15 protein-coding genes, 1 tRNA gene and 1 pseudogene are annotated in these 24,711 nt (G+C 59.5%); 8 read left to right on the top strand and 9 right to left on the bottom strand.

Going from position 1 to position 24,711, the window contains the following annotated elements; translation table 11 throughout:
• The first annotated feature begins 264 nt into the window (after nucleotides 1–264).
• The 3 genes from OPU69_RS05310 to OPU69_RS05300 are packed head-to-tail and all read left to right on the top strand — an operon-like array spanning nucleotide 265 to nucleotide 12,580.
• Nucleotides 265–903, top strand: coding sequence for an imm11 family protein (locus OPU69_RS05310; RefSeq protein WP_498509605.1), 639 nt, complete (start codon nucleotides 265–267; stop codon nucleotides 901–903).
• The gene (locus OPU69_RS05305; RefSeq protein ID WP_498509604.1) at nucleotides 903–12,242 is read left to right on the top strand and encodes an SPM autocatalytic domain-containing protein; all 11,340 of its coding nucleotides are present in this window, start codon (nucleotides 903–905) and stop codon (nucleotides 12,240–12,242) included. The genes OPU69_RS05310 and OPU69_RS05305 overlap by 1 nt, the downstream gene beginning before the upstream one ends.
• Before the next feature lie 17 nt (nucleotides 12,243–12,259).
• Nucleotides 12,260–12,580: a hypothetical protein gene (locus tag OPU69_RS05300; RefSeq protein WP_498509603.1), complete on the top strand. Its 321-nt coding sequence runs from the start codon at nucleotides 12,260–12,262 to the stop codon at nucleotides 12,578–12,580.
• Here the strand turns inward: OPU69_RS05300 and OPU69_RS05295 are convergent.
• Nucleotides 12,577–12,744 carry a hypothetical protein gene (locus OPU69_RS05295; protein WP_498509602.1) on the bottom strand — a complete coding sequence of 56 codons (168 nt, stop codon included), beginning with the start codon at nucleotides 12,742–12,744 and terminating at the stop codon, nucleotides 12,577–12,579. The two genes, OPU69_RS05300 and OPU69_RS05295, sit on opposite strands and share 4 nt — an antisense overlap.
• 9 nt (nucleotides 12,745–12,753) lie before the next feature.
• A complete protein-coding gene (gene traA, locus OPU69_RS05290; RefSeq protein WP_498509601.1) occupies nucleotides 12,754–15,696 on the bottom strand; it encodes a Ti-type conjugative transfer relaxase TraA in 2,943 nt (980 codons plus the stop codon).
• 173 nt (nucleotides 15,697–15,869) lie between these two features.
• Between traA and OPU69_RS05285 the strand changes: the two genes are divergently transcribed.
• Nucleotides 15,870–16,193: a conjugal transfer protein TraD gene (locus OPU69_RS05285; protein ID WP_498509600.1), complete on the top strand. Its 324-nt coding sequence runs from the start codon at nucleotides 15,870–15,872 to the stop codon at nucleotides 16,191–16,193.
• A 1-nt stretch (nucleotide 16,194) separates the two neighbouring features.
• A complete protein-coding gene (locus tag OPU69_RS05280; RefSeq protein ID WP_498509599.1) occupies nucleotides 16,195–16,431 on the top strand; it encodes a conjugal transfer protein TraD in 237 nt (78 codons plus the stop codon).
• 209 nt (nucleotides 16,432–16,640) lie between these two features.
• Here OPU69_RS05280 and OPU69_RS05275 read toward each other — a convergent pair.
• Nucleotides 16,641–16,715 (bottom strand) — tRNA-Gly (locus OPU69_RS05275).
• Between the two features lie 245 nt (nucleotides 16,716–16,960).
• Between OPU69_RS05275 and OPU69_RS05270 the strand changes: the two genes are divergently transcribed.
• Both OPU69_RS05270 and OPU69_RS05265 read left to right on the top strand, forming a co-directional pair.
• Nucleotides 16,961–17,866: a tetratricopeptide repeat protein gene (locus OPU69_RS05270; RefSeq protein ID WP_060978096.1), complete on the top strand. Its 906-nt coding sequence runs from the start codon at nucleotides 16,961–16,963 to the stop codon at nucleotides 17,864–17,866.
• 14 nt (nucleotides 17,867–17,880) lie between these two features.
• A complete protein-coding gene (locus tag OPU69_RS05265; RefSeq protein ID WP_060978097.1) occupies nucleotides 17,881–18,498 on the top strand; it encodes an LON peptidase substrate-binding domain-containing protein in 618 nt (205 codons plus the stop codon).
• A gap of 200 nt (nucleotides 18,499–18,698) precedes the next feature.
• On the opposite strand, the gene rpoN is transcribed toward OPU69_RS05265, so the two are convergent.
• From rpoN to OPU69_RS05235, 6 genes are all read right to left on the bottom strand, one after another.
• Nucleotides 18,699–20,246 carry an RNA polymerase factor sigma-54 gene (gene rpoN / locus OPU69_RS05260; RefSeq protein WP_060977980.1) on the bottom strand — a complete coding sequence of 516 codons (1,548 nt, stop codon included), beginning with the start codon at nucleotides 20,244–20,246 and terminating at the stop codon, nucleotides 18,699–18,701.
• A gap of 30 nt (nucleotides 20,247–20,276) precedes the next feature.
• Complete coding sequence (lptB, locus tag OPU69_RS05255) at nucleotides 20,277–21,059, bottom strand: LPS export ABC transporter ATP-binding protein (protein ID WP_498509598.1); 783 nt, start codon at nucleotides 21,057–21,059, stop codon at nucleotides 20,277–20,279.
• Nucleotides 21,060–21,318: 259 nt separating this feature from the next.
• The gene (locus OPU69_RS05250) at nucleotides 21,319–21,888 is read right to left on the bottom strand and encodes an LptA/OstA family protein (protein ID WP_498509911.1); all 570 of its coding nucleotides are present in this window, start codon (nucleotides 21,886–21,888) and stop codon (nucleotides 21,319–21,321) included.
• Nucleotides 21,889–21,914: 26 nt separating this feature from the next.
• Entirely contained in the window at nucleotides 21,915–22,553 is a 639-nt protein-coding gene (gene lptC, locus OPU69_RS05245; RefSeq protein ID WP_498509597.1) for an LPS export ABC transporter periplasmic protein LptC, read from the bottom strand.
• 68 nt (nucleotides 22,554–22,621) lie between these two features.
• Nucleotides 22,622–23,239: a ribonuclease D gene (locus OPU69_RS05240; protein ID WP_060977976.1), complete on the bottom strand. Its 618-nt coding sequence runs from the start codon at nucleotides 23,237–23,239 to the stop codon at nucleotides 22,622–22,624.
• The gene (locus OPU69_RS05235; RefSeq protein WP_498509596.1) at nucleotides 23,236–24,051 is read right to left on the bottom strand and encodes a TerC family protein; all 816 of its coding nucleotides are present in this window, start codon (nucleotides 24,049–24,051) and stop codon (nucleotides 23,236–23,238) included. Before OPU69_RS05235 ends, OPU69_RS05240 begins: the two co-directional genes overlap by 4 nt.
• Before the next feature lie 482 nt (nucleotides 24,052–24,533).
• On the opposite strand from OPU69_RS05235, the pseudogene OPU69_RS05230 reads away from it, so the two are divergent.
• Nucleotides 24,534–24,711 (top strand): annotated as a pseudogene (locus tag OPU69_RS05230) (cold-shock protein); the annotation flags it as partial.

Raw genomic sequence — 24,711 nt, 5'->3', positions numbered from 1 at the left:
ACTTTGCAGTTGCTTGAAAAAAATTGTACGGCATTATCGTGATACGGACACGAAGCCCTAATTGAGATTTGGCCGACGTTGGCCAGCTTCAGGACTGGTGGCTAACGGTCCTCGCCGCCAGCAATCTGGAGACCGTGCAATGGCATTCCCAAACTTCACACGCTCTCCGTGTCTTCGCCGTCGCCTCGCACCGCGCCTGCCGCAAAATCAGAATGGATTCCAAGCGGCACACATCGCTTGCTGGAAAACGCTGGGGAGCAATTGATGGTATATCTTATCGGCAGCGAACCTGAGATGGGTCAGTATCCGAGTGAAAAATTTCTCGACGGCGACCCTCATCGGATCAAGGTTGAAGGTCCGGAAACCGAAGAGATGCTTCGAGCAATTGCTCGCAATCATAAACACCAATACAATTTGGGTTTTCGCATTACGCACGAGAACGTTCCAACCATCTGGCAATGGAAATCTTCTCGCGCAGTGCCCGATTATTATACGCCCAATGCCTTCCCATGCGTCTCCTCGCGCTTCAAGGAAGTGGTCGAGAGGTTCGAGCCTGATGTGCATCAGTTCTTCCCGGTAGCCGTGGTCGACAAAGCGGGCGAGGAGATCGCTCAGCGTTGGTTATGGGTCGTGTGCAACCGGATAGACGGAGTTGATCGCGAACATACGACCTTCGTGCTCAAGAAGGGCGCACTATGGATGTCAAGTTGGATGGAGAACGGCAAAAGAGTGCGTGTCCCGGATGCCAAGCTCTACCACAGTAAAACCTTGACGGCGGGCTATCATTTCTGGCGAGACAAGCATTTAAGGGGTGGAGGGATTTACGCCTCCAACGAGGCTGCGGAAGCCTTGCTTGCGCTTGATCTAGTGGCCTTTGCTGCCAGCAAACTGGAGACCATGTGATGGCTTTTCCCGATTTTCCTCGCCCGCAAGGTCTCCGTCGCCTTCTCGCACCGCGCCTGCCGCAAAATCAGAATGGATTTCAGGCAGCACACATCATTGGCAGCAGCTTCTGGCGTAACAACGCGGACTGGCTGGACGGAATCGGCTTTGACGAGAATCAAGACGTGCTGAATAATGCAGTACTTCTCCCGGAAAGCGCTCGCGGCAACCTCGTGCTTGGCGCCGCCAACCATATTGGCAATCACTTCGGGGCATTCGATCGATTATTTTACCTGCCGCACCAACCGGGAGTGAATGATCAGGAGTTTGACGAAGCCGACCTTTACCTAAATATCATTGAACAAAATCGAGACCTAGCACTGGAAGGTCTCATCGTCGGCTCGCCCGAATGGGAAGCAGTCAATCTCGACTACCGCATTCAGGTCCGCAACTTCCTTGACTTCGCCAAATTGCTTTTCCTGCATGACGACGTGGTCGACGCTCTCGGCTTTGGCGATCAAGAAAGCCTGGTGCTCAACACGGCGGATGCACGCTATGCAAATCAGTCTGCCGTCCTGGCCCGTTTTGATGAGTTGGCATCCACAACATTCGGCGGAGGAACATCGCCTGGCATCTTCGACTACGATGCCGTCATCAGCAATCCGTTGTTTCTGTTCATTCGCGACGAAATTCGGGGCAAGATTCCTGGCGGACCGCAATATCAAGACGTTGAAGTCGATCATCTGATCGTTGACAAGATTCCAGATGCCGCTCGCATTATCTATCCGGGCGGTAGTGTTGCGTGGCTGCCCGAGGTCCGCGCCGATATTCTTATGCGCGACCAGCTGATGCAATTTGCGCTCGATAATGCGGGCGCGGTGATCGATTGGCCAAATTTTGAGGCGCTGATCTCCAGCGTCGATGTTGATAATCTCGGGGCATTGCTCGCTCCCATCATCGCATCGGCAGAGGTCGATGATCCTGCGGCGAGTCTGCTGTCCGTCGTCGAGGTCGTGGCCGCGAAAGCCGTCACAGACGATGCGGCACTGGAGATGCTCAACCAATATTTCGGTGCGCTGGCTTCATTCGGTATGTCCAAGGTCGATGACGTACCAGAAGCGTTAAAGCGAGACCTGCTTACCGCATATAATCAGGTTGATCGTGCGTTGAACGGGGATATCGTCGGGGTTCCTGAAGATGTCGAAAAAAGACTTGCTGCCACATCTGGTGGCCGTGCTCTCTTCTTGCTCGATCAATGGCGTGATGCTGTTGCAAATGGCAACGACCTGAGTGAATTGCCGCTTTCAGGCGGAGGAATTTATTCCCAAAGCGACACGGGTCTTGGCGAGGCCATGTATCTCAACCTGGGGGCCGCCAGCGGATTTGCAGCATTGCGAGACATGGTCGAAGGAGCTCTGACCGATGCGCTGGATGGATCGGTCGAAGGCGTGTTCGACGCGGTTCCGGATGAAGCTGTTGCGGAGATTGAGGCGCTTCTGGCCAACATTGGCCTGATCGAGAACCCAGGTAAACTCGCTGCGATTGCTGAAAAAGGCGTGACCGAATATATCTTCGATTTGGCAGGAAAGTTCTTCAGGGACGTTACATTTGCTTCTCTGACCTATGCGAGTGGCCGAACGGCTGTAGAGGCGTTCGACTCAACATTGCCCGGCGGCAATTTCTTCCAATTGATGGTCGGAGCTGATGAAGCCGCTCTGGTAGGCAATGCAAACAACAACCTTCTTCTGCATGTCGGCCACGGATCTGCTTATGGCCTTGACGGCGACGATGTGCTTGTGGGTTTCCGTGCTGCCTCGGGTGCTACTCCTGAAGATGCGCTCCGTCTCGACGGTGGAGCCGGCGATGACTTTGTAGCGCTAACGTTCGGAGCTGGGGGCTTCGCATACGGTGGTGCAGGTGATGATATTCTCGTGGGCGGAGGGGCAGAAGCCCATTTGTATGGCGGCGATGGTAAGGATTTGTTCCACATCGGTGCGAACACGACGATCCATGACGCCGAAACTTCCGGCGACTCCGTCTGGATGGGTCTGCCGATTCTGGGTGGCACCAAGCAGTGGTGGATGGAGGGGAATACGGCCTATTGGTCGCCTTTTTCGACATTGTTGACCGCGTTTCCGGTCATCGGTTCGGAGATACTGGCGACAGCTGCGATATTTGTCGATGCAGTGACGATGAAGTTCGCCAGCTTCCAGACCTATGAGGACGGCGGACTGGGGATCAACATCGGATATGGTCTTGGCGGGGTGGCCAAGATTGAGGATTACCAACTCGATCTTGATACGGGTCGCGCGAGCGGCGGCGTGGTGGTCTTCGAAGCAAGCCGAGCGGGCGATGCCAGTTCGGGCTTGCAGGAGCCGAGCCGTGAAAAGTTCATGCAGTTCATCAATCTCGCCCTCAAGGCGGGCTTTGGCGTAGGGTTCACCGGCTGGGACCCGGTCGTTCTTGATCTGGATGGCGACGGTTACGAGCTCACCACCCAGCGCAACAGCGGCGTGCATTTCGAGTTCGATGATGACGGGTTTGCCGAGAAGACTGGCTGGGTGCGGCCGGATGACGGCTTTCTGGTGCTCGATGCCAACGGCAATGGTATCGTCGATGACGCATCCGAATTCTTCGGCGACGAGACGCAGGGCGGATTTGTCGAGCTTGCCACGCACGACCTCAACCTGGATGTCGTGATCGACAGCCTCGATACCGTATTCAACAATCTGCGCGTCTGGCGCGATCTGGACAGCGATGGCGCAACTGACGCGGGCGAGCTCGCCACCCTGAATGATCTGGGCATCACATCGATCAGCCTTGCGGCTATAGCTCCTGCACAACAAACCGATATTGGCGGCAATGTCGTTGCCTTTGAGTCCACCTTCACCCTGGCGAACGGCACGGTGCGCAAGGCGGGCGATGTGGTGCTCGACATCAGCCATATCGACACCCGCTATCTTGGCGATACCGCGGTGAGCGCGCAGGCAGCTGCGCTGCCGCAATTGCGTGGCTTCGGCAATGTGGCTGATCTTCATGTTGCGATCAGCGAGGATGCAGCTCTGCTCGCCCAGGTGCAGGCATTTGATGCGCTGGCGACCGGCGACCTGTCGGTCCTCAAACAGGCGGCAGAGGCCATCCTTTACGCATGGGCAAATGTCGATGGCGTGACGGCAGACCCTATCGGAGCGAACGGCTTCGATGCGCGCAAGCTGGCGTTCCTGGAAGCATTTAGCGGCCAGCAGATAGCCCCGCGCGACCCGGTCACCGGCGTGGTATCGACCGCTGGCCTTGCCGAACTCGAAGCGAGTTGGGCGGACACGCTTGAAAGCCTGACCCTTCGTCTTGTTGTTCAGAGCTCGAGCCTGCCTGCCTTTGCTGACATGACCTATCGCGAAGATCTTGATCTCATCGTGATGGGCAGTGCCGACACGCTCAAGCAGGCCTATAGCGCGATCCTCGCCGGCCTTTCAAATGATCCTGTGACGGCGCTTGGCGAATGGGAGGCCTGGGGCGAGCTGTTGCGCGCTGTTCAGGATGGTTCGCGGCGCTTCGACAACAACATAGTTCGCGACGACTTCGCTGCGGCGCAGCTCCTTGCTGCTATTGCCGAGAGTGGCACCAGTTTCGACCTTTCAGCGCTCGCCCCCGCGCTTGGCATCACCAATTTGCGCATTGGTACTGCTGGCAGCGAAACCCTCACAAATGTCAGTGGCGGAACGATCTTTGCTGGACTTGATGATGGCGATACCGCTCGCGGGCGGGGCGGGCAGGATGTGTATCTGCTGGAAAGCGGGTTTGGCGATATCATCATTGATGATGAGGAGGGCGCGCAGTCCGGCGATCGCATTCGCTTTGTCGATCTCAACCGTGCGGATGTCTCTGCCGCTCGTGTGGGGGACGATCTGGTTCTGACTGTCACGGCAAACGGGGATAAAGTTACAGTCCTTGGCCAGTTTGCAGACGTCGTGCCTATCTCGTCCGACGTGTTTGCCAGTAATAATCGCGGCATTGAGGAAATCCAGTTCGCCGACGGCACCGTCATGGAGTTGCCGGACATTGCCATCGCCGTGGGCGAAGGAACCACCGGCGATGATGTGCTCGAAGGCACGATGCACACAGACGTGTTCCAGGGTCGCGCAGGCAACGATCTTCTCATGGGCGGCGATGATGCCGACCTCTACGTCTTCGACGCTGGCGATGGCGCGGATATCATTCGCGATCAGCAGACCAATCCGCTGTTGCGTGCCGCAGACATGCTGATCTTCGGCGACGACATTGCACCGGAGGATCTCGTCTGGTCGCGCGGGATCGAACCGAACGACCTCGTCATAACGATCGGGACCGGAAGTGACAGCATCACGATCGACGAGCAGTTCGGCTATTCCTCACTCGGCTATAACGGGCAGTTTGCACTGAATTCGCGCATCGAACTTTTCTCGTTCCGTCACTATGGCGATGTCTATACCCACAAGGATATCCAGCAGCAGCTGATCGCCGCCGAAACCACGAGCGGTGATGACGTCACGCGCGGGTTCGGCGACGATGACACCTTTGGTGCGAGCGCAGGGAACGACACTCTCGTCGGCCTCGATGGCAATGACACGTATTTCTTCGGTCGCGGCGTTGGCAACGACGTCATTGATGAGCAGGCCCTCTATATCGACGTGAATGTCGGGCTTGGCGGGCTTTCGCTTGAGATGGGCGCCGATACCGTAACCTTCGCAGCGGGCATCGATCCGGAAGACGTGATCTTCTCGCGGCTGAGCGAAGCACCCGATCTGGTTGTGACGCTCGATACCGGCGAAACTCTGACGGTACTGAACCAGTTTGCTGGCTTCCAGACCGGACCGCTGGGCGCGCAATGGTTTGATCGCATCGAATGGTTCGAGTTCGCCAATGGCATGCGCATAAGCTGGCAAGACGTGCTGCTCGATATAACCACCGGGTCGGCGGGAGATGACAGCCTCTGGGGAGACCTCTACCAGGACACGCTGACCGGTGGCGGTGGCAATGACTATCTTTCCGGTGGAGGCTATGCAGACACCTACATCTTCAATCCCGGCGACGGCCACGACATCGTCGATGACAATAACCAGTTCATTCTTGGCGACGGATTTGTCACAATCGACTCCACGCCCGATATTCTTCGCTTCGGAGCTGGGATCACTTCGGCCGATATTTCCCTGGAGCGGATTGAAAAGTCGCTCAAGCTGATAATCGGTAACGGTGCAGGTAGCGTCACCCTGCAGGGTCAGAACGACTACTATCACACAGGTGTATTTGGAGCGATTTCAAACAACCGGATCGAGCGGGTCGAGTTTGCAGATGGCGAAGTCTGGACGTGGCAGGGCCTCAATGCGCGCGCGATCAATGATCAAACCACCGCCGGCGATGACATCATTGATGGCTTCGCACTCGAAGATCGCTTTGAGGCAAGCGCTGGTAATGACGTCATGCGCGGCGGCGATAGCGGAGATACATATGTCTTCGGCTTCGGCTCGGGCAATGATACCATTCGCGAGTCCGTCGAAAATGCCAATTTTGACGATGACGACGTTATCGAGTTCGGTGCAGGCATTACCGAACAAGATGTAGCGCTATCGCGTTCCGGCAACGATCTGGTCGTTTCGCTGATCGGGTCCAGTGACACTCTCACGATCAAGGACCAGTTCCTCTATTCGGCATGGTTCACTTGGAACGATATCGAGACCTTTCAGTTTGCAAACGGCACCCTTTGGAGTGACCTCGATGTGAGGCAGAAACTGCTGGAACCGACGGTCGGAGGTGATCACTTGATCGGCTTCAGTGACAATGATGTTCTCAATGGTGGCACTGGAAACGACATATTGGAAGGACGCGATGGCTCCGACACCTACGTCTATGGCGCGGGCTACGGTAATGACATCGTTCGTGAAAACGTAACCAATTCCAATCTCAGTGATAACGACCGGGTCATCCTAAGCGGTCTTAGCCGCGGCGATGTTTCCTTTACGCGCGCCGACAACAATCTGGTGATGACGATTGGCGCGACCGGCGAGACACTCACGATCGAAGGCCAGTTCAACTTCTCGAACTGGCTTGCCTGGCAGGATATCGAGACCTTTGAATTTGCCGACGGCTCGACGCTATCAGCGCAGGCTATATCGGCCGAGATTCTTGGCGGTACACCGGGGGATGACAATCTCGTCGGGACGTTTCGTACAGACGTTCTGGACGGTGGCCCTGGAAATGACATCCTTAGTGGCGGCGATGGCTCTGATATCTATGTGTTTGGGATTGGTTACGGGACCGACACCATTTACGAAAATGTTAGCAACGCCAATCTCGCCGACGACGATGAGCTTCGCTTCGGCGCCGGTGTTGCTGCATCCGATCTGTCGTACACCAGAAATGGCAACAATCTTACAATATCGATCAATGGAACAAGCGATAGCATCACTTTGATTGATCAGTTCTCTTTCGCTGCATGGTATACTTGGAAGGATGTCGAAAGCTTCCGGTTTGTTGATGGTACCAGTCTGACGAAGGCAGATATTCAGGCCGAATTGCTTACAGGTACCGAGGGCAGTGACTATCTTTACGGCTTCAAATCCGGCGACCGTCTTGATGGGGGAGCGGGCGATGATGTTCTGGAAGGGCTTGATGGCTCAGATACCTATGTGTTCGGGTTCGGGTACGGTCACGATCAGATTATCGAGACGGTCACCGACGCGAATTTACCCGACGATGATACGATAGAATTTGGTCCCGGGGTCACCTGGGATTCGCTAACGTTCTCTCGGTCGGGCACCGATCTGACGATAGCGCTACCCGGCGCACAAGATACTTTATTTATTGCAGGAGCGCTCGGAACCGCTAGCCCAACGAGTTATTATACGTGGACAGATATCGAACAGTTGAAATTCGATGACGGTACAGTTAAGATAAAATCTGATCTTTTTTTGAGGCTTCTGGATATCGCTGCTACTGATGGCGACGATATAATTTATGATTTTTATGGGCATGACACAATTTCAGGTGGCCAAGGTAATGATTTACTTAAAGGAAGCCGAGGGAGTGACACTTATATTTATAACATAGGTGATGGCCACGACACTGTTGAAGATTATGTCATCACGTTCGGCAGCAGCGGAGACCGTATCCTGTTTGGACCAGGAATTACTGCCGCTGACATCCAGGTCATAAGGTCGCCAGGATCTATCAACGATATTGTGCTGGGCTTGTCAGACGGCACCGGCTCGGTCACCTTGAAAAACCAAGCGCTGAATAACAATGATTGGCTGATAGATTCGGTGCAGTTTGATAACGGCCTGCAATGGTCACCGGCGCAAATTGCTAACTTGTTTGTTGAAGGACAAACTTCAGCGAACAACGACGATGTCTACGGAACGGCATGGAATGATCAACTTGCTGGGCTGGGCGGTGATGATGTGCTTCGCGGCCTTTCCGGCAACGATGTTTTAAATGGTGGCGCAGGCAATGACACACTGATTGGCGCGGATGGCGCAGATATATATCTTTACGATGCAGAAACTGGAAATGACCTGGTCCAAGACTATTCTGTGTCTAGCGCTGGAGACAACGTTCTTCGCTTCGGAGCAGGAATAACTTCGACCGATTTGATATTCGGCACCAATGCTGCTGACGTTTCTGACATGATTATTCGATTCGCGAGTACAAGCGGTTCAGTAACTCTTGATAATCAGATACTCGGCGGCTCTGCATGGGGCGTGGATCAAGTCGAATTCGCAGATGGTACCCTATGGGATTCAGCTGCGCTATTGATAAATTACCTCGAGCGGCAAGGCAGCGCGGACGATGATGTGATCGGTGGCAATAATAATGCCAACGTCTTGACTGGGTTCGCTGGTAACGATGTCATAATCGCTCTTGGCGGCAACGATAGCATCACAGGCGGCATCGGCGACGACACTCTTGAAGGTGGTGCCGGATCAGATGCGTATTTTTACGATGCGGGCGACGGGTCTGATGTGCTGCTTGACGTTGGTACAGACTCTGCTGACCGTTTGGTTTTCGGTTCTGGCATCAATTCAGCGAATGTCTTGATCGACCCTGATCTTTCCAATGCGGATAAAATGATCATCAGGTTTGCAAATATGCTGGGGCAGATAGCTGTTCAACAGCAGTGGACGAATGGCGCCGGGCTGGAATTTATCGAGTTTGCAGATGGAACGGTATGGGACTACGCAGCGATCCAGCAGCAATTTGCACTAGGACAGGAACGCGCGGGTAGCCAGACGTTGAACGGCACCAGCGGCGCAGATACGATTTATGGATACGGCGGAAATGACACAATCTATGGCTATGGTGGCAACGACACGCTGATCGGTGGGACTGACAATGACTATGTGGTCGGCTCAGCGGGCAACGACACCTATGTCTTCAACCTTGGCGATGGCAACGACAGATTCTTCGAAAACGAGGACGCCTTCGGTTACGGTGGCAACGACACGCTGCGGTTTGGTGTTGGTATCACGCTCGGTGATCTCATTCTGAGCAAGGTGACATCGGACTGGGATGATCTCACAATCGGCTTCGTCGGGACCAGCGATACAATCTTGATGGACGAACAGGACTACAGCTACCAAGGGCGCTTTTATAATCGTATCGAGAACTTCGTTTTTCAGACTTTGCAGCAGAACGGCTCGATCACCCAATCGTCCCTCAGCTGGTCTCAAATCGAAGCGCATCGGATTTCCAATGCGGCCACTGGCGGGGCAGACACGATCATCGGAAGCATTGGTTCGGATACTATCACCGGCGGTGGCGGCAACGACACGCTCTACGGCTGGACCGGCTCCGACATACTCATCGGTGGAGCTGAAAATGATTATGTGGTCGGCTCAGCGGGCAATGACACCTATGTCTTCAACCTCGGCGATGGCAACGACAAATTCTTCGAGAACGAGGACGCCTTCGGTTACGGTGGCAACGACACGCTGCGTTTTGGTGTTGGTATCACGCTCGGCGATCTCATTCTGAGCAAGGGGACATCGGACTGGGATGATCTCACAATCGGCTTTGTAGGGACCACCGATACAATCTTGCTGGACGAACAAGACTACAGCTACCAAGGGCGCTATTACAATCGGATTGAGAACTTCGTTTTTCAGACTTTGGAGCAGGACGGCTCGATCACCCAGTCATCCATCAGCTGGTCGCAAATCGAAGCGCGTCGGATCACCAATGCGGCTACTGGCGGGGCAGATACGATCATCGGGAGCACTGGCTCGGATACAATTACCGGCGGTGGCGGCAACGACATGCTCTACGGCTGGACCGGCTCCGATATACTCATAGGCAATAGCGGAAATGATTATGTGGTCGGGTCGGTTGGCAACGACACCTATGTCTTTAATCTCGGCGATGGCAACGACACATTCTTCGAGAGCGAAGACGCCTTCGGTTACGGTGGCAACGACACACTAGCATTCGGACCAGGCATTGCCGTTTCAGATATCATTATTACCCGATCGCCCAACAACTCGGCAGACATCATCATTACCTTCAAGAACTCGACAGACACAATTTTGGTAGATGGCCAGAACGATGTTTATCAGTCGCGCTACTACAACAGGATTGAAAGCTTCTCTTTCACAGATGGATCCACGCTAACACATAGCGATATCGCTGCTCGCACCATCATTGTGAGCGGAACAACCATTACAGGTGGAATAGCAGATGATGCCCTGACAGGAACATCTAGCAATAACGTAATTCTCGGCAAGGCGGGCCACGACACACTGGATGGTGCAGGCGGTAATGACTCGCTGACGGGAGGCAGCGGAAACGACATTCTTACCGGTGGGACTGGTTTCGACACCGCCGTTTTTGCGGGCCTCAGCCAGAATTATGTGATCACTACGGGCTCCGGCTTTATCAGCATCGCTGACAGCGATGCGATATTGAACGGTGACGACGGAACCGACGCGCTCATTGGAAGCGAGCAACTCCTGTTTGGAGATGGAGAGATTGTCGGGATCACGTCGCCGATCATTCTTGATCTCGGCGGGGATGGCATTGAGACCTTGTCGGCAGCCGAGAGCAATGCTCGTTTCGACTTGGATGGAGACGGGCTTGCCGACGATCCGAGCTGGATCGGGGCCGCTGATGCCTTTCTCTATCTCGACCGTGACGGCAACGGCACCATGTCAGGCGCCGAAGAGATCAGTTTCATTGACGATATGCCTAACGCCGCCACCGACCTCGCTGGCCTTGCCGCCTTCGATACCAACAAAGATGGCATTCTGGACGACCGGGATGCCCGCTTTGCCGACTTCGGCGTGTGGCGAGATTCTGATGGAGATGGCGCAGTGGGCGCGAACGAGACTGCCACTCTTGCAACCATGGGCATCCGCTCGATCAACCTCGTCGGAACGCCAGTCAATGCCGAAACTGAGTTTGGCGAAGTGGCGATCGCCAATATCGGAACTTTCACACTCACCAGCGGTGCGACCCGCAGCTTTGCCGATGCAGCACTGACGTACTTCTCGGCGGCGTCGGCCAGTTTCGCCCCGGCCCTCGATTTACTCGGGCCGGATGTCTTCCTCGCGCCGCGGCGGGACAGCGCTTTCCGACACGTCGCGTTTCTTCCAGCGGATGAGGAAATCCTGGAGGAACTCGGCGCTGCAAGCTCGCAAAGTATAGCGGAACTGTTCAGCCGTATTGCAGCGGAGAGCGAGACAGCACCCTTATTTTCCGAACCTGCCCTAACCGTTATTGCGGATACCGAGCGAGAGCCGTTGCTGCACCAACGGGTGATCGATTCGGCGTCGATCTATAGCATGACATTCCAACCGTTCGGGCATCAGCTAGTGCAGGAGCGTCTGGTCGATCTGCTCGATGCTGATCCAGCCAGGGTCGCTCCCGCGACTTTGGAAATGAAGCAGAATGCCGATCGAGACTCCGATGCGCCTGCTTTCAGGGTCACCGACATCTTTTCTCCTGTTGAAACTCCCGGGATTGAAATCTTCGCAACAATCGCAACTCCAGAGCACGCCGCGACAGAGCCGGTTGCTCAACCCAGCGCTGATCGTCCAAGGCTCGATCCGGCGCAGCACGAGATGTGGGGTGGACCAGCATGGATTGCTGCCTTGCCTTCCCATCCTGGCGATTTTGCGGAGATAACCATGCCGCTTGCGCATGATCTGAGTTCAACGCTTGATCTTACAGCATTTTTATCAAAGCACGTTGCCGTCGATACGGCGCCGGATGCCGACATTGCACGCAAGCTCGCAATGATCCGCCAGGATATGGGCAGTTTCGGTGCAGTCGGGACCGGTGAAAGTGATCGACTCCGCCAGCAGGAACCAGAAAGCTACTATCTTTATGCCTAATGCCAACGGGCATTAACATGACCATCACTCGCCTGTTTGCGGCAAGTGATGGTCATGATAGGTATTATCTGATCGATGAGCTTGTTCCAGTCCTCGTCGCTGTGATTGACGAGGTTGCCATAAGGCGAACAGACGACGTTAGAGCGCCGGTTGTCGCGCCTGGACCGCGGGATGTTCTCTACTGGGCTCAGTTTCAGGCATTTGGCCAGCAACGCGGCGATTTTTGTATTGCTAAGCACGATGAGCTTTCAGGCTACGGGCCTTCCTACCCGATCCTTAAGGACAACTGTATGGGCGGCAACGGTGCTTGTGAGCGAGATCGCGGCCAGACAATTTAGTGCAGCGCCACGTCCTCGCTGTAATCCCGGCTCAGCAACTCCTGCAGCCGCTCAGCAAAGCCATCGACCGCAGCAGTGACACCTGCCAGCCGCCGCGCAACCGCGTCCAGCGCCTGCTCCAGCAGGATTTCGTCAGTTGTGGGCGCAGGCTCAGCATCATCCATGCCGCCAAGCTACATCCCCATGCCGAGCCCACGCGAGAGGCCGAGCGATTTCTGGAGGTCCTGAGACAGCGGTTTTGTGCTCATAGCGTCCAGCCCCAGCTGCGGACGCCTGTTGGCCAGCACCGACTCAAGCTGAGGATCGCGCTCCAAGCCCTTCGCCATGCCGACCAGAGAGGCACGCACCTTATCCGAAGCCGCCGCGCTGCCGTTCTTGCGAAGCGCCCGGTACTGCTGCGACTGCCGCTGCCACTGATCGACAAAGACATCGGCCCGCCGCTCATTGGCAGCGGCAACACGCTGCGCCTCGATGCGCAGCTTGGCCTGCTGCTCCATCGCCTGGATGGCGCGATCAGTCTTGCCCTTCACCGCTTCTGGAATGAGGCTCAGATTCTTGTTCACCGCTTTACGCAAATCGCCGAAGCTGTCCGGCCTCAAGGCATTGAGCTCCGCCCCCGCCTTGTCCAGCGCGGTCCGCTGCGATGCCAGCGGCTGAAGGCCCTTGTCGCGCATGGCGACAATGTCCTGCGCGACACGCGCAAAGCGCTGCACGGCCTTGTCGAACACCTGCTTGTCGTTCGCCTGTTCCGGCAAGGCGACTTTGACACGCACCTGGGCAGCTGGTGGACGTTCCGTCGGTCGGTTCGCACCCTTGAGCAGATCGGCGAGATGACCGCTGCGACTAACCTTGACCCCGGCGCGCGCCTCGCGCTGCGGCTGCGGCTGCTGGTCTGCGACCTTCTCCGGCTGCCGGGCATAGTCGCTGGCCATATCCTTACCCCGCTCGCGGCTGAGGGTGCGGGTGAGCGCCCTGCGATCGGCAAAGTCGTCTTTGCCGTAATGCAGATCGACCTGCGTCCGGTGCCGCGACAACGCAACGTAAGCCCCATGACTGTCCATGCCCGGTGTCGCCAGCAGCTTGACCTGATCAACGGTCATGCCCTGCGCCTTGTGGATCGTAGCCGCATAGCCATGATCGATATGGGCATAGTCCTTCAGATCGAACGCCACGGCCTTGCCGTCGTCGAGCTTCACCGACATGCGCATGGCGCTGACGTTTTCGACGGTGCCAAGCGATCCGTTCTTTACGCCCAGCGATCGTTCGTTCTTCAGGAACATGATCCGGTCACCATCGGCGAACATCCGCGTGCCGCGCTCGACCCTGAGTACAACGTCATCGCCCAGATCCCCGCTGGCGCGCACCTTCTCGCGCACGGCTTCGTTGAGCGCGCGGACCTGGTCATTGGTGTGCGTCAGGATGATGCGGCTGGCATCGGGTTTGGCCTGCCGATCGCGATCCCACGCATCGACAAGCTCAGCGCGCGCAGCCTCGCGCGTCTCGGCAACATGGACGTGTCCGGCCCGCTCATATCGCCCAAGCGCCTCACCCGTTCTGCCAGTGGCCAGCTCACGCGTCGCTTCGCGCTGCCAGTCGATCTGCTGCCGCCGGATCGATGCGATCTCAACCGCGCCATGTCGCTCGGCGGCTGCGCGGAACGCAGCGCCTGCCTCGATCGCCTGTAGCTGCTGCGGATCGCCCACCATCACAACCTTGGCACCAGCACGCTCGGCTTCGGATATCGCGCGCTCCATCTGACGCGTGCCAAGCATACCGGCCTCATCGATGACCAGCACATGCCTGCTGGTGAGCTTCTCTCTTCCCTGCGCCCATTGGTGCTCCAGGCTGGCAAGTGTGCGCGAAGGGATGCGCGAGCCATGCTCCAGCCCTTCGGCTGCAATGCCGGACAGGGCTGCACCCTGTACCGTATAGCCAGCACGCGCCCATGCCTCGCGCGCAACACCCAGCATCGCGCTTTTGCCCGTTCCGGCATATCCGATGACATTGCTGACGCCCTTTGCCGATGTGACATGCTCAAGCGCACCGCGCTGCTCAGCCGACAAGTCCAGACCGCGCGCCTTCGCATTGGCCAATGCAACTTCCCGATAGCGGTCCGCAACGGCATGACTCCGCCGTGCTTCGAGCCGGATCGTCGCGCGCTCGAGCCGCTGTTCGGTCTCGATCATCTCGCGCGAGGTGAACCGGTCATTGCCCTTGCCGTCCTTGCCCAATGCGATGAGCTCAGGCGCATTCTTCACCGCTGACATCACCGCATCGAACTGCTCCTTGTCGGCGCTGTGCCGGTGAGCGAACATTGCCAGGTCGCGCGTCGTGAACGTCGCCTGCTGGTGTGTGATGGCATTGAGCGCGATGTTCGGATCGGCGATGATCTTCTCACCGTTCGATCGCGCGATATCCGCATGCTCGGCAAGACGCTCGGGCGAAAGGCCCTCGCCCGTCATGCGCGAGGCCGCAGCGCCGATCTTCGACTGCGGCTCCAGGTCGATGCCCTGTGCTGCCAGCGAGCGGTGATCGATCCGCGCATCGATATCGAGCTCGGCCATGCGCTGGTTGGCATGGATGGCCCATGCTTCGCGCCAGTGGGTGAGCAGCTCGGTCCGGTTCCAGTCGCGAACCTTGGGGCCGAACGTGGCAACACCATCCTCTGCAACCACGATCTCGCGCATGGTCAGCATGACATGCGCATGCGGCTTGGCCTCGCCATCTGCACCGATGTCCCAGTGGACATTGAGATCGGCGATCATGCCCCGATCGACGAACTCGGACCGAACAAAGTCGCGCGCCAGTTCGATCGCTTGTTGCTGTGTCATCTCCCTCGGCAGAGCAAACTCGATCTCGCGGGCCAGCTGCGCATCCTTGCGCACCTCGGCCGCTTCCACATCGTTCCAGAGCTTTTCGCGATCGGACCAGGCTTCGTTGGCCCCGTCCGGCAGCATGACTTCGATGTGCACGACGCCTGCCTTGTTGGTGAAGTCGTGCGTGCGCCCGAGCCGGTCATCGTGCAGCCGCTCGGCTGCACGATACGCGGCAGCGGCGAGCGCAGACGATCCGGCTGCGCGGGAGATGGTCTTGGCCGAGAAGTGGTAGATCGCCATGGCGATGTACCATTTACGGCATTTTGCGCACGTCGGCACGACGTATAAGCGCGCCCTCCACCGATCTGGTCGCCTCAGATTTGACGGGGTCTCACGATGACCCAGCCTGTTGTCTGCGAGATGGGAGAGGGATAGCTGGTTGGTCCTTCGATGACAAAGAAGGATCGAACCCTATGCGAAAACCCCGCGATTACGACGCAGAGCTGCAAGCCCTCAACGACAAGGCAAGGCAGCTCCGATCACGCAAACAGACACAGCTTGGCGAGCTTGTCATCGCCACAGGCGCTGACGCTCTCGGCACCGAAGTTCTCGCAGGCGTCTTGCTCGCCGCCATCGGCAACGATGATGCTTCACGAAAGGAGGCCTGGCGCAAGCGCGGCGCTGCGTTCTTTCAGGGCAGCACCAGCACTCGCCGATCAGCTGGTAAGGACACTGGCGGCGCACAAGCGGTCGATCCAGGCACGCAACCGGCTGCTGGCACACCGGGCACGGCATGACATGCGTGATTGGCGGGTCAAACGACGTGAACGCACGCGGCAGCTGATCGAGCTGGGCGGTCTGATCGCGAAGGCGGAACTGATCGAGCTGACCGATGACGACCGCGCCGTGATCCTCGGGCTGCTGATCGAAGCAGCCACCAAGTTGCGCGGCGACAATCGCGAACAGCAGCTGCTGCTCTGGCGACGCAGAGGCGCGCGAGCCTTCGCGCAGAATCAGTTGGCGCAGCAGACGTGATCGCGCATAGGCTCGGCGAATGACGGGGGATATGCACGAGCTAGTATAAACTACCTGGCTGGCGTTATGCTGATTTGCCAGAATGTATCACCTCGGCGTACCAGCGAATCCCAATGCTTGCTTTGTGCTTATAAAGCACGGAATCCACCTGAGGTAAGCAGACGCCTCCGGCCTAAGCCGATGTAAGTTGTTGAGAAACATCGGAAAACTGGAGCGGGCGAAGGGATTCGAACCCTCGACCCCAACCTTGGCAAGGTTGTGCTCTACCCCTGAGCTACGCCCGCTCGGCGGCTGGTCCGGTGTGTCGGTCCAGCGGGTGAGGCGCGCAATTAGCAGCGGCTTTCTGGTCCGGCAAGCCCCTATTTGCGATTCGTGACGATTCCTTTTGCAGCCCTTGGCATATGCGGCTTGCGCACCATCTTGGGGTTTCGGATAAGGGCGCGCGAGACAGGGGAGGATGCACCTCCCGATGGCCCTATCGCGATGCAAGCGGGCGCGCCGGACAGCAGGAGCATGGAACTTGGCAAGCATGGGTTTGACCACCGAAGAGCACAAGGCGGTCGAGGCATTCCGCAAGAATGTCGTCGAGCCTTCGATGACCAAGCTCGTCATCCTCGATTTCTGGGCGGAATGGTGCGGGCCGTGCAAGGCGCTGACCCCGGTGCTGGAAAAGGTCGCCGCGCAATATGCCGATCGCGGCGTTGTACTGGTCAAGGTCAATGTCGATGAAGAGCGCTTCATCGCCTCGCAATTCCAGATCCAGTCGATCCCCACCGTCTATGCGATGTTCCAGGGCCAGCCGGTCGCCAATCTGACCAACGCGCGCACCGAATCGCAGCTTGCGGGCATACTCGACCAGCTGCTCGACAAGCTGCCGATCCAGGCGGGCGATGGCGAGCCGCAGGGACCCGATATCGCGCCGCTGCTCGACATGGGGGAAGAGGTGCTGGCCAGCGGCGATGGCGAGCGTGCTGCGGGCATCTTCGCGCAGATACTGGACATGGCGCCCGATAGCGTCGCGGCGCTCGCGGGCCTCGTGCGCGCGCTCACCCTGGCCGGCAAGACTGAAGAGGCGCAGGCGCTGCTCGACGACCTGCCGCCCGAAATCGCCTCCGACCCGCTGCTCGAGCGCGCGAAATCGGCGCTGGCGCTGGTCGCCGACAAGGCCGATGACAGCGAGATTGCAGGGCTGCGCGCGGCGGTCGAGGCGAATGCCGACGATCATGCCGCGCGCTATGACCTGGCGGTCGCCTTGTTCGCCGCCGGGTCGCGCGACGAGGCGGCCGATCATCTGCTCGCCATCGTGCGCGCCGACAAGGACTGGAACGAGGGCGCGGCGCGCGCGCGGCTGTTGCAGATCTTCGAAGCGGTCGGGCTCGAAGATCCCTGGGTCTCGGCGACGCGGCGCAAGCTTTCCGCCGCATTGTTCGGCTGAGGGCGATATCCGCAATGGTCGCACAGCGCATCTCTCTCTTTCCCTTGACCGGCGTCATCCTGTTCCCCGGGCTGCAGGTGCCGCTGCATATTTTCGAGCCGCGCTATCGCGCGCTGGTCAGCGACGCGATGGCGCGCGACCGGCAGATCGGGATGATCCAGCCGCGCGCGGCGGGCGAACCGCCGCCGCTGTTCGACATGGGCTGTGTCGGGCGGATCATCGATGTCGAGGCGCTCGAGGATGGCCGCTACAATCTGGTGCTGGAAGGCTTTGCCCGGTTCCGCGTGCTGCGCGAGCTCGAGGTGACCACGCCGTTCCGCCAGATCGAGGCCGAGCTGATCGAGGAGAACGAGAACGATCAGGCGCTCTCCAGCATCGAGCGCGCGAGCCTGGAGCGCGAATCGCAGCGCTTCGCCAACGCGCAGGGCTATAGCGTCGACTGGGATTCGGTGGCGCGGCTCGACGATCGTTCGCTGGTCAACGGCATCGCGCAGATCGCGCCGTTCGATGCAGCGGCCAAACAGGCGCTGCTCGAGGCCGAGGGTCTCAAGGTCCGCGCCGACCTGCTGGTGCAGCTGATGCAGTTCTTCGGGCGGCGCGACAGCGATGATCCCAGGGTGACGCTGCAATAATCGTTCTAGCTCTTCCCTTGATGGGGGAGGGTTGGGTGGGGGTGAGTGGGCCGGATTGCGCAGTCGGTTCCGGGACGAAACGCAGCGGCCAGCCGCACCATCACCCTCACCGCTGCGACAAGGCTCCTTCGTCGCCAAGTCTCGCTGCCTCTCCCATCGAGGGAGAGGCGATTTCTGTGACCAACCCTAGATAACGGGGCTCACCGCGCGCCCTGCAGCTTCTTCTGGCGGCGGCGCTGGACCGAGGAGCCCAGACCCAAGGCCTCGCGATATTTGGCCACCGTGCGCCGCGCGATGTCGAAGCCGCGTTCCTTGAGCATGTCGACCAGCTGGTCATCGGACAGGATGTTCTTCGCATCCTCCTCGTCGATCAACGCCTTGATATGGCTCTTCACCGCAGAGGCGGAGACCGCGTCGCCGCCATCGGTCGACTGGATCGCACTGGTGAAGAAATATTTGAGCTCGAACAGCCCTCGCGCGCAGCTGAGATATTTGTGGCTGGTGACGCGGCTGACGGTCGATTCGTGCATCTCGATCGCATCGGCAACGCTGCGCAGCGTGAGCGGGCGCAGATGCGTAACGCCGTTGCGGAAGAAGCCTTCCTGCTGCTTCACGATCTCGCTCGCCACCTTGATGATCGTGCGCTGGCGCTGGTCGAGCGCCTTGACCAGCCAGTTGGCCTCGGCCAGGCATTCGCCGAGCCAGGCTTTCGATTTGGCATCGTGCCGCCCGCCGGTGAGCGACACCGCATAGGAACGGTTGACCAGCAGGCGCGGCAGGGTGGCACTGTTGATCTCGATCACCCATTTGCCCTCGCGCTCGACCACGAACAGGTCGGGCACCACCGCCTCGATGCTCGATCCGCCGAAGCGGCTGCCGGGCTTGGGATCGTATTGGCGCAGCTCGGCGATCATGTCGGCCAGATCCTCGTCATCGACCCGGCAGATGCGCTTGAGTTGCGGCAGCGCGCCCCGCGCGAGCAGTTCCAGATTGTCGATCAGCCGCGCCATGCACGGGTCGTAGCGGTCTGCATCCTTCGCCTGGAGCGCCAGACATTCGGCAAGGTCGCGCGCGCCGACCCCGGTCGGCTCGAGCGTTTGCACCGCCGCCAGCGCGGCCTCGACCTCGACCAGCGGCACGCCGAGCTGGTGCGAGACCTGGAGCAGGTCGCCGCGCAGATAGCCGTTCTCGTCGATCAGCTCGATCAGGTGCCGGCCGATGAACAGCTGCACGCCCGATAGCACGATGCCCGCCTGGGCATGCAGATGCTCGCGCAAGGACAGGTCATATTCGAGCGAATCCTCCCAGCCGTCGCTGTCCGCACCGCCGCCGGTGGCGATGTCGTTCATTGACAGTGCACCGTCGAGCCCGCCCGATGCTTCGCCAGCCATGCGTTCGGGGCAGTCGCTGACGCTGTCGTGGTGGAAGACCTCGCCGTTCAAGTCCATGTCGAGCGGGCGGTCGATCTCGCCCATGCCGGCCCCGATCAGCTCGTCGCTGCCGATGGGCTCGCCATCCGAGGGCGGCGCGGCGGGTGCATCGAACACCGCATCGACCCCGCCCAGCTGGATATCGCCGCCGCCATCGTCGCCGCCCAGCTCGAGCAGCGGATTGCGCTCCAGCTCCTCGCCGATGAACGCCTCGATCTCGATATTCGACAGCGCGAGCAGCCGGATCGCCTGCTGCAACTGCGGCGTCATCACCAGCGACTGGCTCTGCCTCAGGTCAAGGCGTGGCCCCAAAGCCATCGGATCAGCCTCTTGCCCCCCGGCGTGCCATTACAAGGCGAAGCCTTCGCCCAGATACAGGCGGCGCACATTCTCGTCCGCCACCAGCGCCTCGGGCGTGCCGGCGAACAGCACCTTGCCGTCATAGATGATGCAGGCGCGGTCGACGATGTCGAGCGTCTCGCGGACATTGTGATCGGTGATCAGCACGCCGATGCCGCGCGACTTGAGCTGCTTGATCAGGTCGCGGATGTCGGCGATCGACAGCGGATCGATGCCGGCGAACGGTTCGTCGAGCAGGATGATCGAGGGGCTGGCCGCGAGCGCACGCGCGATCTCGCAGCGGCGGCGCTCGCCACCCGACAGCGCCATCGCGGGCGAGGACCGCAGCCGGGTCAGGCCGAATTCGTCGAGCAGCGTCTCGAGCCGTTCGGCGCGCGCGTCGACGACCGGCTCGACCAGTTCGAGCACCGCGCTGATATTCTGTTCGACCGTCATGCCGCGAAAGATCGAGGTTTCCTGCGGCAGATAGCCCAGGCCCAGGATCGCGCGGCGGTACATGGGCAGCTGGGTGATATCGACGCCATCGAGCATGATGCGGCCCGAATTGGGCTTTACCAGCCCCATGATCGAATAGAAGCAGGTGGTCTTGCCCGCGCCATTGGGTCCGAGCAGGCCGAGCACCTCGCCCTTGGCAACCTGCAGCGACACGTCCGAGAGCACGACCTTCTTGTCATAGCTCTTGGCGATCGAGACGACGTTCAGGCCATCGCGCGACGTCGCCGGATCGGCCGCGGTACCGCTGAGCAGGCCCTGGGGGGCGACATCGTTCATTCTGACTTCCTGCAAATCTTGCCCGCAACGCTCGGCGCCGCTGGTGTCTTGCCTATCCCATAGCACGGAACAAGGCGATGAAAACCGGCGATAATCGGATGTTGGCAGGATTTATGCATGGCAGGGATGGAACACCGCTTCCTTGTCCGTCACCCTGAACTTGTTTCAGGGTCCATTTCTCCCCACGCGGCTGTGGCTGGTGGGGTGCGATGGATCCTGAAACAAGTTCAGGATGACGGAAGCGTGGATCGGCTGGAGCTCAATCCCGCTTGGGCACCGAGAACGTGCCCGACACGCGTCCGCCCGCGCTGCCGGTCTGGCCGGGCGCGCCGCCGGCCGAGCGGCCATCGACGGTCGAACGGCCCGTGGTCAGGTCGATCACCATGCGCCCGCCGTTCAGCGTATTGCCGCCCTGGCGCAGCGCGACATTGCCGATCAGCGTGATGATGCGGCGGTTGAAATCATAGATGCCGACATTGCCGCTGGCGCGCTCGTCGCCCTTGGTGACGACGACGCCGCCATTGGCGTCGATCCGCTCGATCTCGATGCTGCCCGCGTTGCGATAGGCGACCGTCATCCGCGCCGCCTGGAGCCTCAGGCCTGCCTGGGTGATGTCGACATTGCCCGACAGCAGCACGCGATTGGCGCGATCCTGCAGCTCGATCCGGTCGGCGGCATAATCGACGGGCGCATTGCTGTTATGGTTCATCAGCGACTGCGCGGTCACGCCTGCAGGCGCAAGCATCAATCCGGCAAGCGCGATGCCGCCCGCCGACACCGCCAGCAGCTCGCGCCGTGCGTGCCCCAAAATCCTGCCCGAAAACCGCATCTTCTGTCCTGTCTTCCTGCGACCCGTCATGGCAGTTCGCCCTGGGTCATGCGCAACCGCGCGCGCCCTTCCAGCGTGACCGTACGCTCGGCAAGATTGGCCTTTAGCCGGTCGGCGCGGAAAGTGCCAGTCGGCAAGCGTCCGGTCACCTCTCCCCGGCTGACCATGCTGCGCTTGGGCAGATCGATATCGACGTCGCGCGTCACCATGCGATAGCCATTGGCGCTGCTGAACTGGACCGGGCCGACCACTTCGACCTGCTCGGTGTTCATATTGTAATTGCCGCGCCCCGCCTCGAGCACGCCCGGCCCGTCCTTCAGCAGGATACGCGCGGCCAGATCGTTCATTTCGACCACCGGATTGCGCGAGCTTTTCTGCACCGCCGATCCCGCCTCGAGCGAGAAGGGCCGGCCTTCGCTGTCCTGGCCGCGATACATGGCCTGGGTCACGCGCATGCGTTCGCGCGCGATATCGACCTGGTTCTTGTCGAGCAGGAAGCTGACCTCGGTATTGCGCAGCAGCGGCGCGAGCGCGAGAAACGCGACCAGCACGCCGATCGCCGCAGGCAGGAACATGCCGAGAAAGCGCACCATCTTGTCATGGCTGCTGCCGGGCGCGGCGAACAGCTGGCGGCGGTTACGCATCTGGTCGGCACGCTGGGTCATGAAATGCTGTTCAGGCCTTTGGACTGCGAACGCACGCTGATCGCACGTCCTTCGAACGGCGCGATATATTAGGCGTGGGCGAAAATATCAATTTCCGGCCAGCCGGCGAGGTCGAGCTCGGCGCGCGCGGGGAGAAAATCGAAACAGGCCTGCGCGATCTCGCGCCGACCTTCGCGCACCAGCCGCGCGTCCATCGCCACGTGCAGCGCGTGCAGGAAGCGCACATCGCTGGCGGCATAGTCGCGCTGGGCATCGTTGATCTCGGGCGCGCCCCAGTCGCTCGACTGCTGCACCTTGCTCAGTTCCTTGCCCAGCACCTCGCGCACCAGTTCCTTCAGGCCATGCCGGTCGGTATAGGTGCGAATGAGGCGCGAGGCGATCTTGGTGCAGAATACGGGCGCGGCCATCACGCCGAGATAATGCTTGATCGCCGCAAGATCGAACCGCGCGAAATGGTAGAGCTTCAATCGCTCGGGGTCGGCCAGCACCGCGCGCAGATTGGGCGCAGCATATTCGCTGCCGGGCATGAAGCGCACCAGATGCTCGTCACCGCGCCCATCCGAGATCTGCACCAGGCACAGGCGATCGCGCGGGGTGATGAGGCCCATGGTCTCGGTATCCACGGCCACCGGGCCGGGCGCCAGCACGTCCGCTGGCAGGTCTTCCTCGTGAAAATAAACGCTCATGCTGTCTCGCCGTCATTGCTGGTCGGCGATGCAAGGCGCCGCTTTTCGCGCCCGTTACGGGCCCAGATGTTCAGGGTTTCCACCATCGCAGAAAAGGCCATGGCGGCATAGATATAACCCTTGGGCACGTGCACGCCGAAGCCATCGGCGATCAGCACCGCGCCGATCATCAGCAGGAAGCCCAAAGCCAGCATCACCACCGTGGGGTTGCGGTTGATGAAATTGGCGAGCGGATCGGCGGCGACCAGCATCACGCCCACGGTGATGATCACCGCAGCCATCATGATCGGCACCTCGTCGGTCATCCCGACCGCGGTCAGGATCGAATCGATCGAGAACACCATGTCGAGCGCGATGATCTGCACGATCGCCGAGCCGAAGCCGATCGCCGCCCTGCCCTTCTTGTCGAGCGCCTCGCCCGAGGGCTCGTCATCGACGCTGTGATGGATTTCCTTGGTCGCCTTCCACACAAGGAACAGCCCGCCCGCGATCAGGATGAGGTCGCGCCACGAGAACTGCGTCTCGAACGTCGGCTCGCCATTCTGACCGGGCGTGCCGATGATGCCCAGATCGAACACCGGCGTGGTCAGCGAGACGATGAAGGCGATCATCGACAGCAGCGCCAGCCGCATCACCAGCGCCAGGCCGATACCGACGCGGCGCGCGGTCTGCTGCTGGTGCACGGGCAGCTTGTTCGACAGGATCGAGATGAAGATCAGGTTGTCGATGCCAAGCACGACTTCGAGCACGACGAGCGTGACGAGCGCGGCCCAGGCTGCGGGGTCGCTCAAGAGCGGGATGATGCTGTCCATCGGCCCCAATTGCCGCAGCCATCGGGGTCTGGCAAGGCCTGCTGGATGCCCCCGGCATCGATTTTGCGGCAGGCAGAGCGGCGCGTCACTCACCGGTGGCGATCATCGCTGTGGCTCAGCCGCTTCGGACGTGCGGCAAAGCCACGATCACGGCCATTTATCGTTCGCCAAGCATCCGAATTTGGTTTAAGAGAATCACTTGGAAGTGCGTGCCTTTTTGCGGGCTTGTCCTGTTGCGCAAGGCAGGAAATGCGATCTTCCACAGGTTTTTGGTCGGGGAAGGCCGGTGACACTGTCGAAAAGTCGCCTGCTTCCATTGACTTGGGTTGGGGTGTTTTAAAGAATTGCGCGGTATTCGCGGCGGCTGGCAGGGAGTCAGACAGGTTCGCCGGGATGCTGGCCTGAATTTGAGTGATGGGGTTTACGTCCGCCCTGTTCTTGAGCGAGTGATCCAGGACGACATTGAAAGTGAATAGTTCGGCATGAGTTTTGACAGGGGTCGGCGCGGCGGCAGAGGCCGGGATAAACGCGACAGATTTGGCGAGGATGATTTCGACGCTTTTTCGCCTCCGCCTTCCTATGGTGACCGTGGCGGCTTCGGCGGCGGCGGTGGTGGCTTTGGCGGCGGGGACCGCGGCGGCTTCGGCGGCGGTGGTGGCG

The sequence above is a fragment of the Blastomonas sp. 34TW genome, assembly GCF_059803595.1.
The sequence above is the reverse complement of the archived record's forward strand: the minus strand, read 5'-3'. Positions and strand labels throughout refer to the sequence as shown.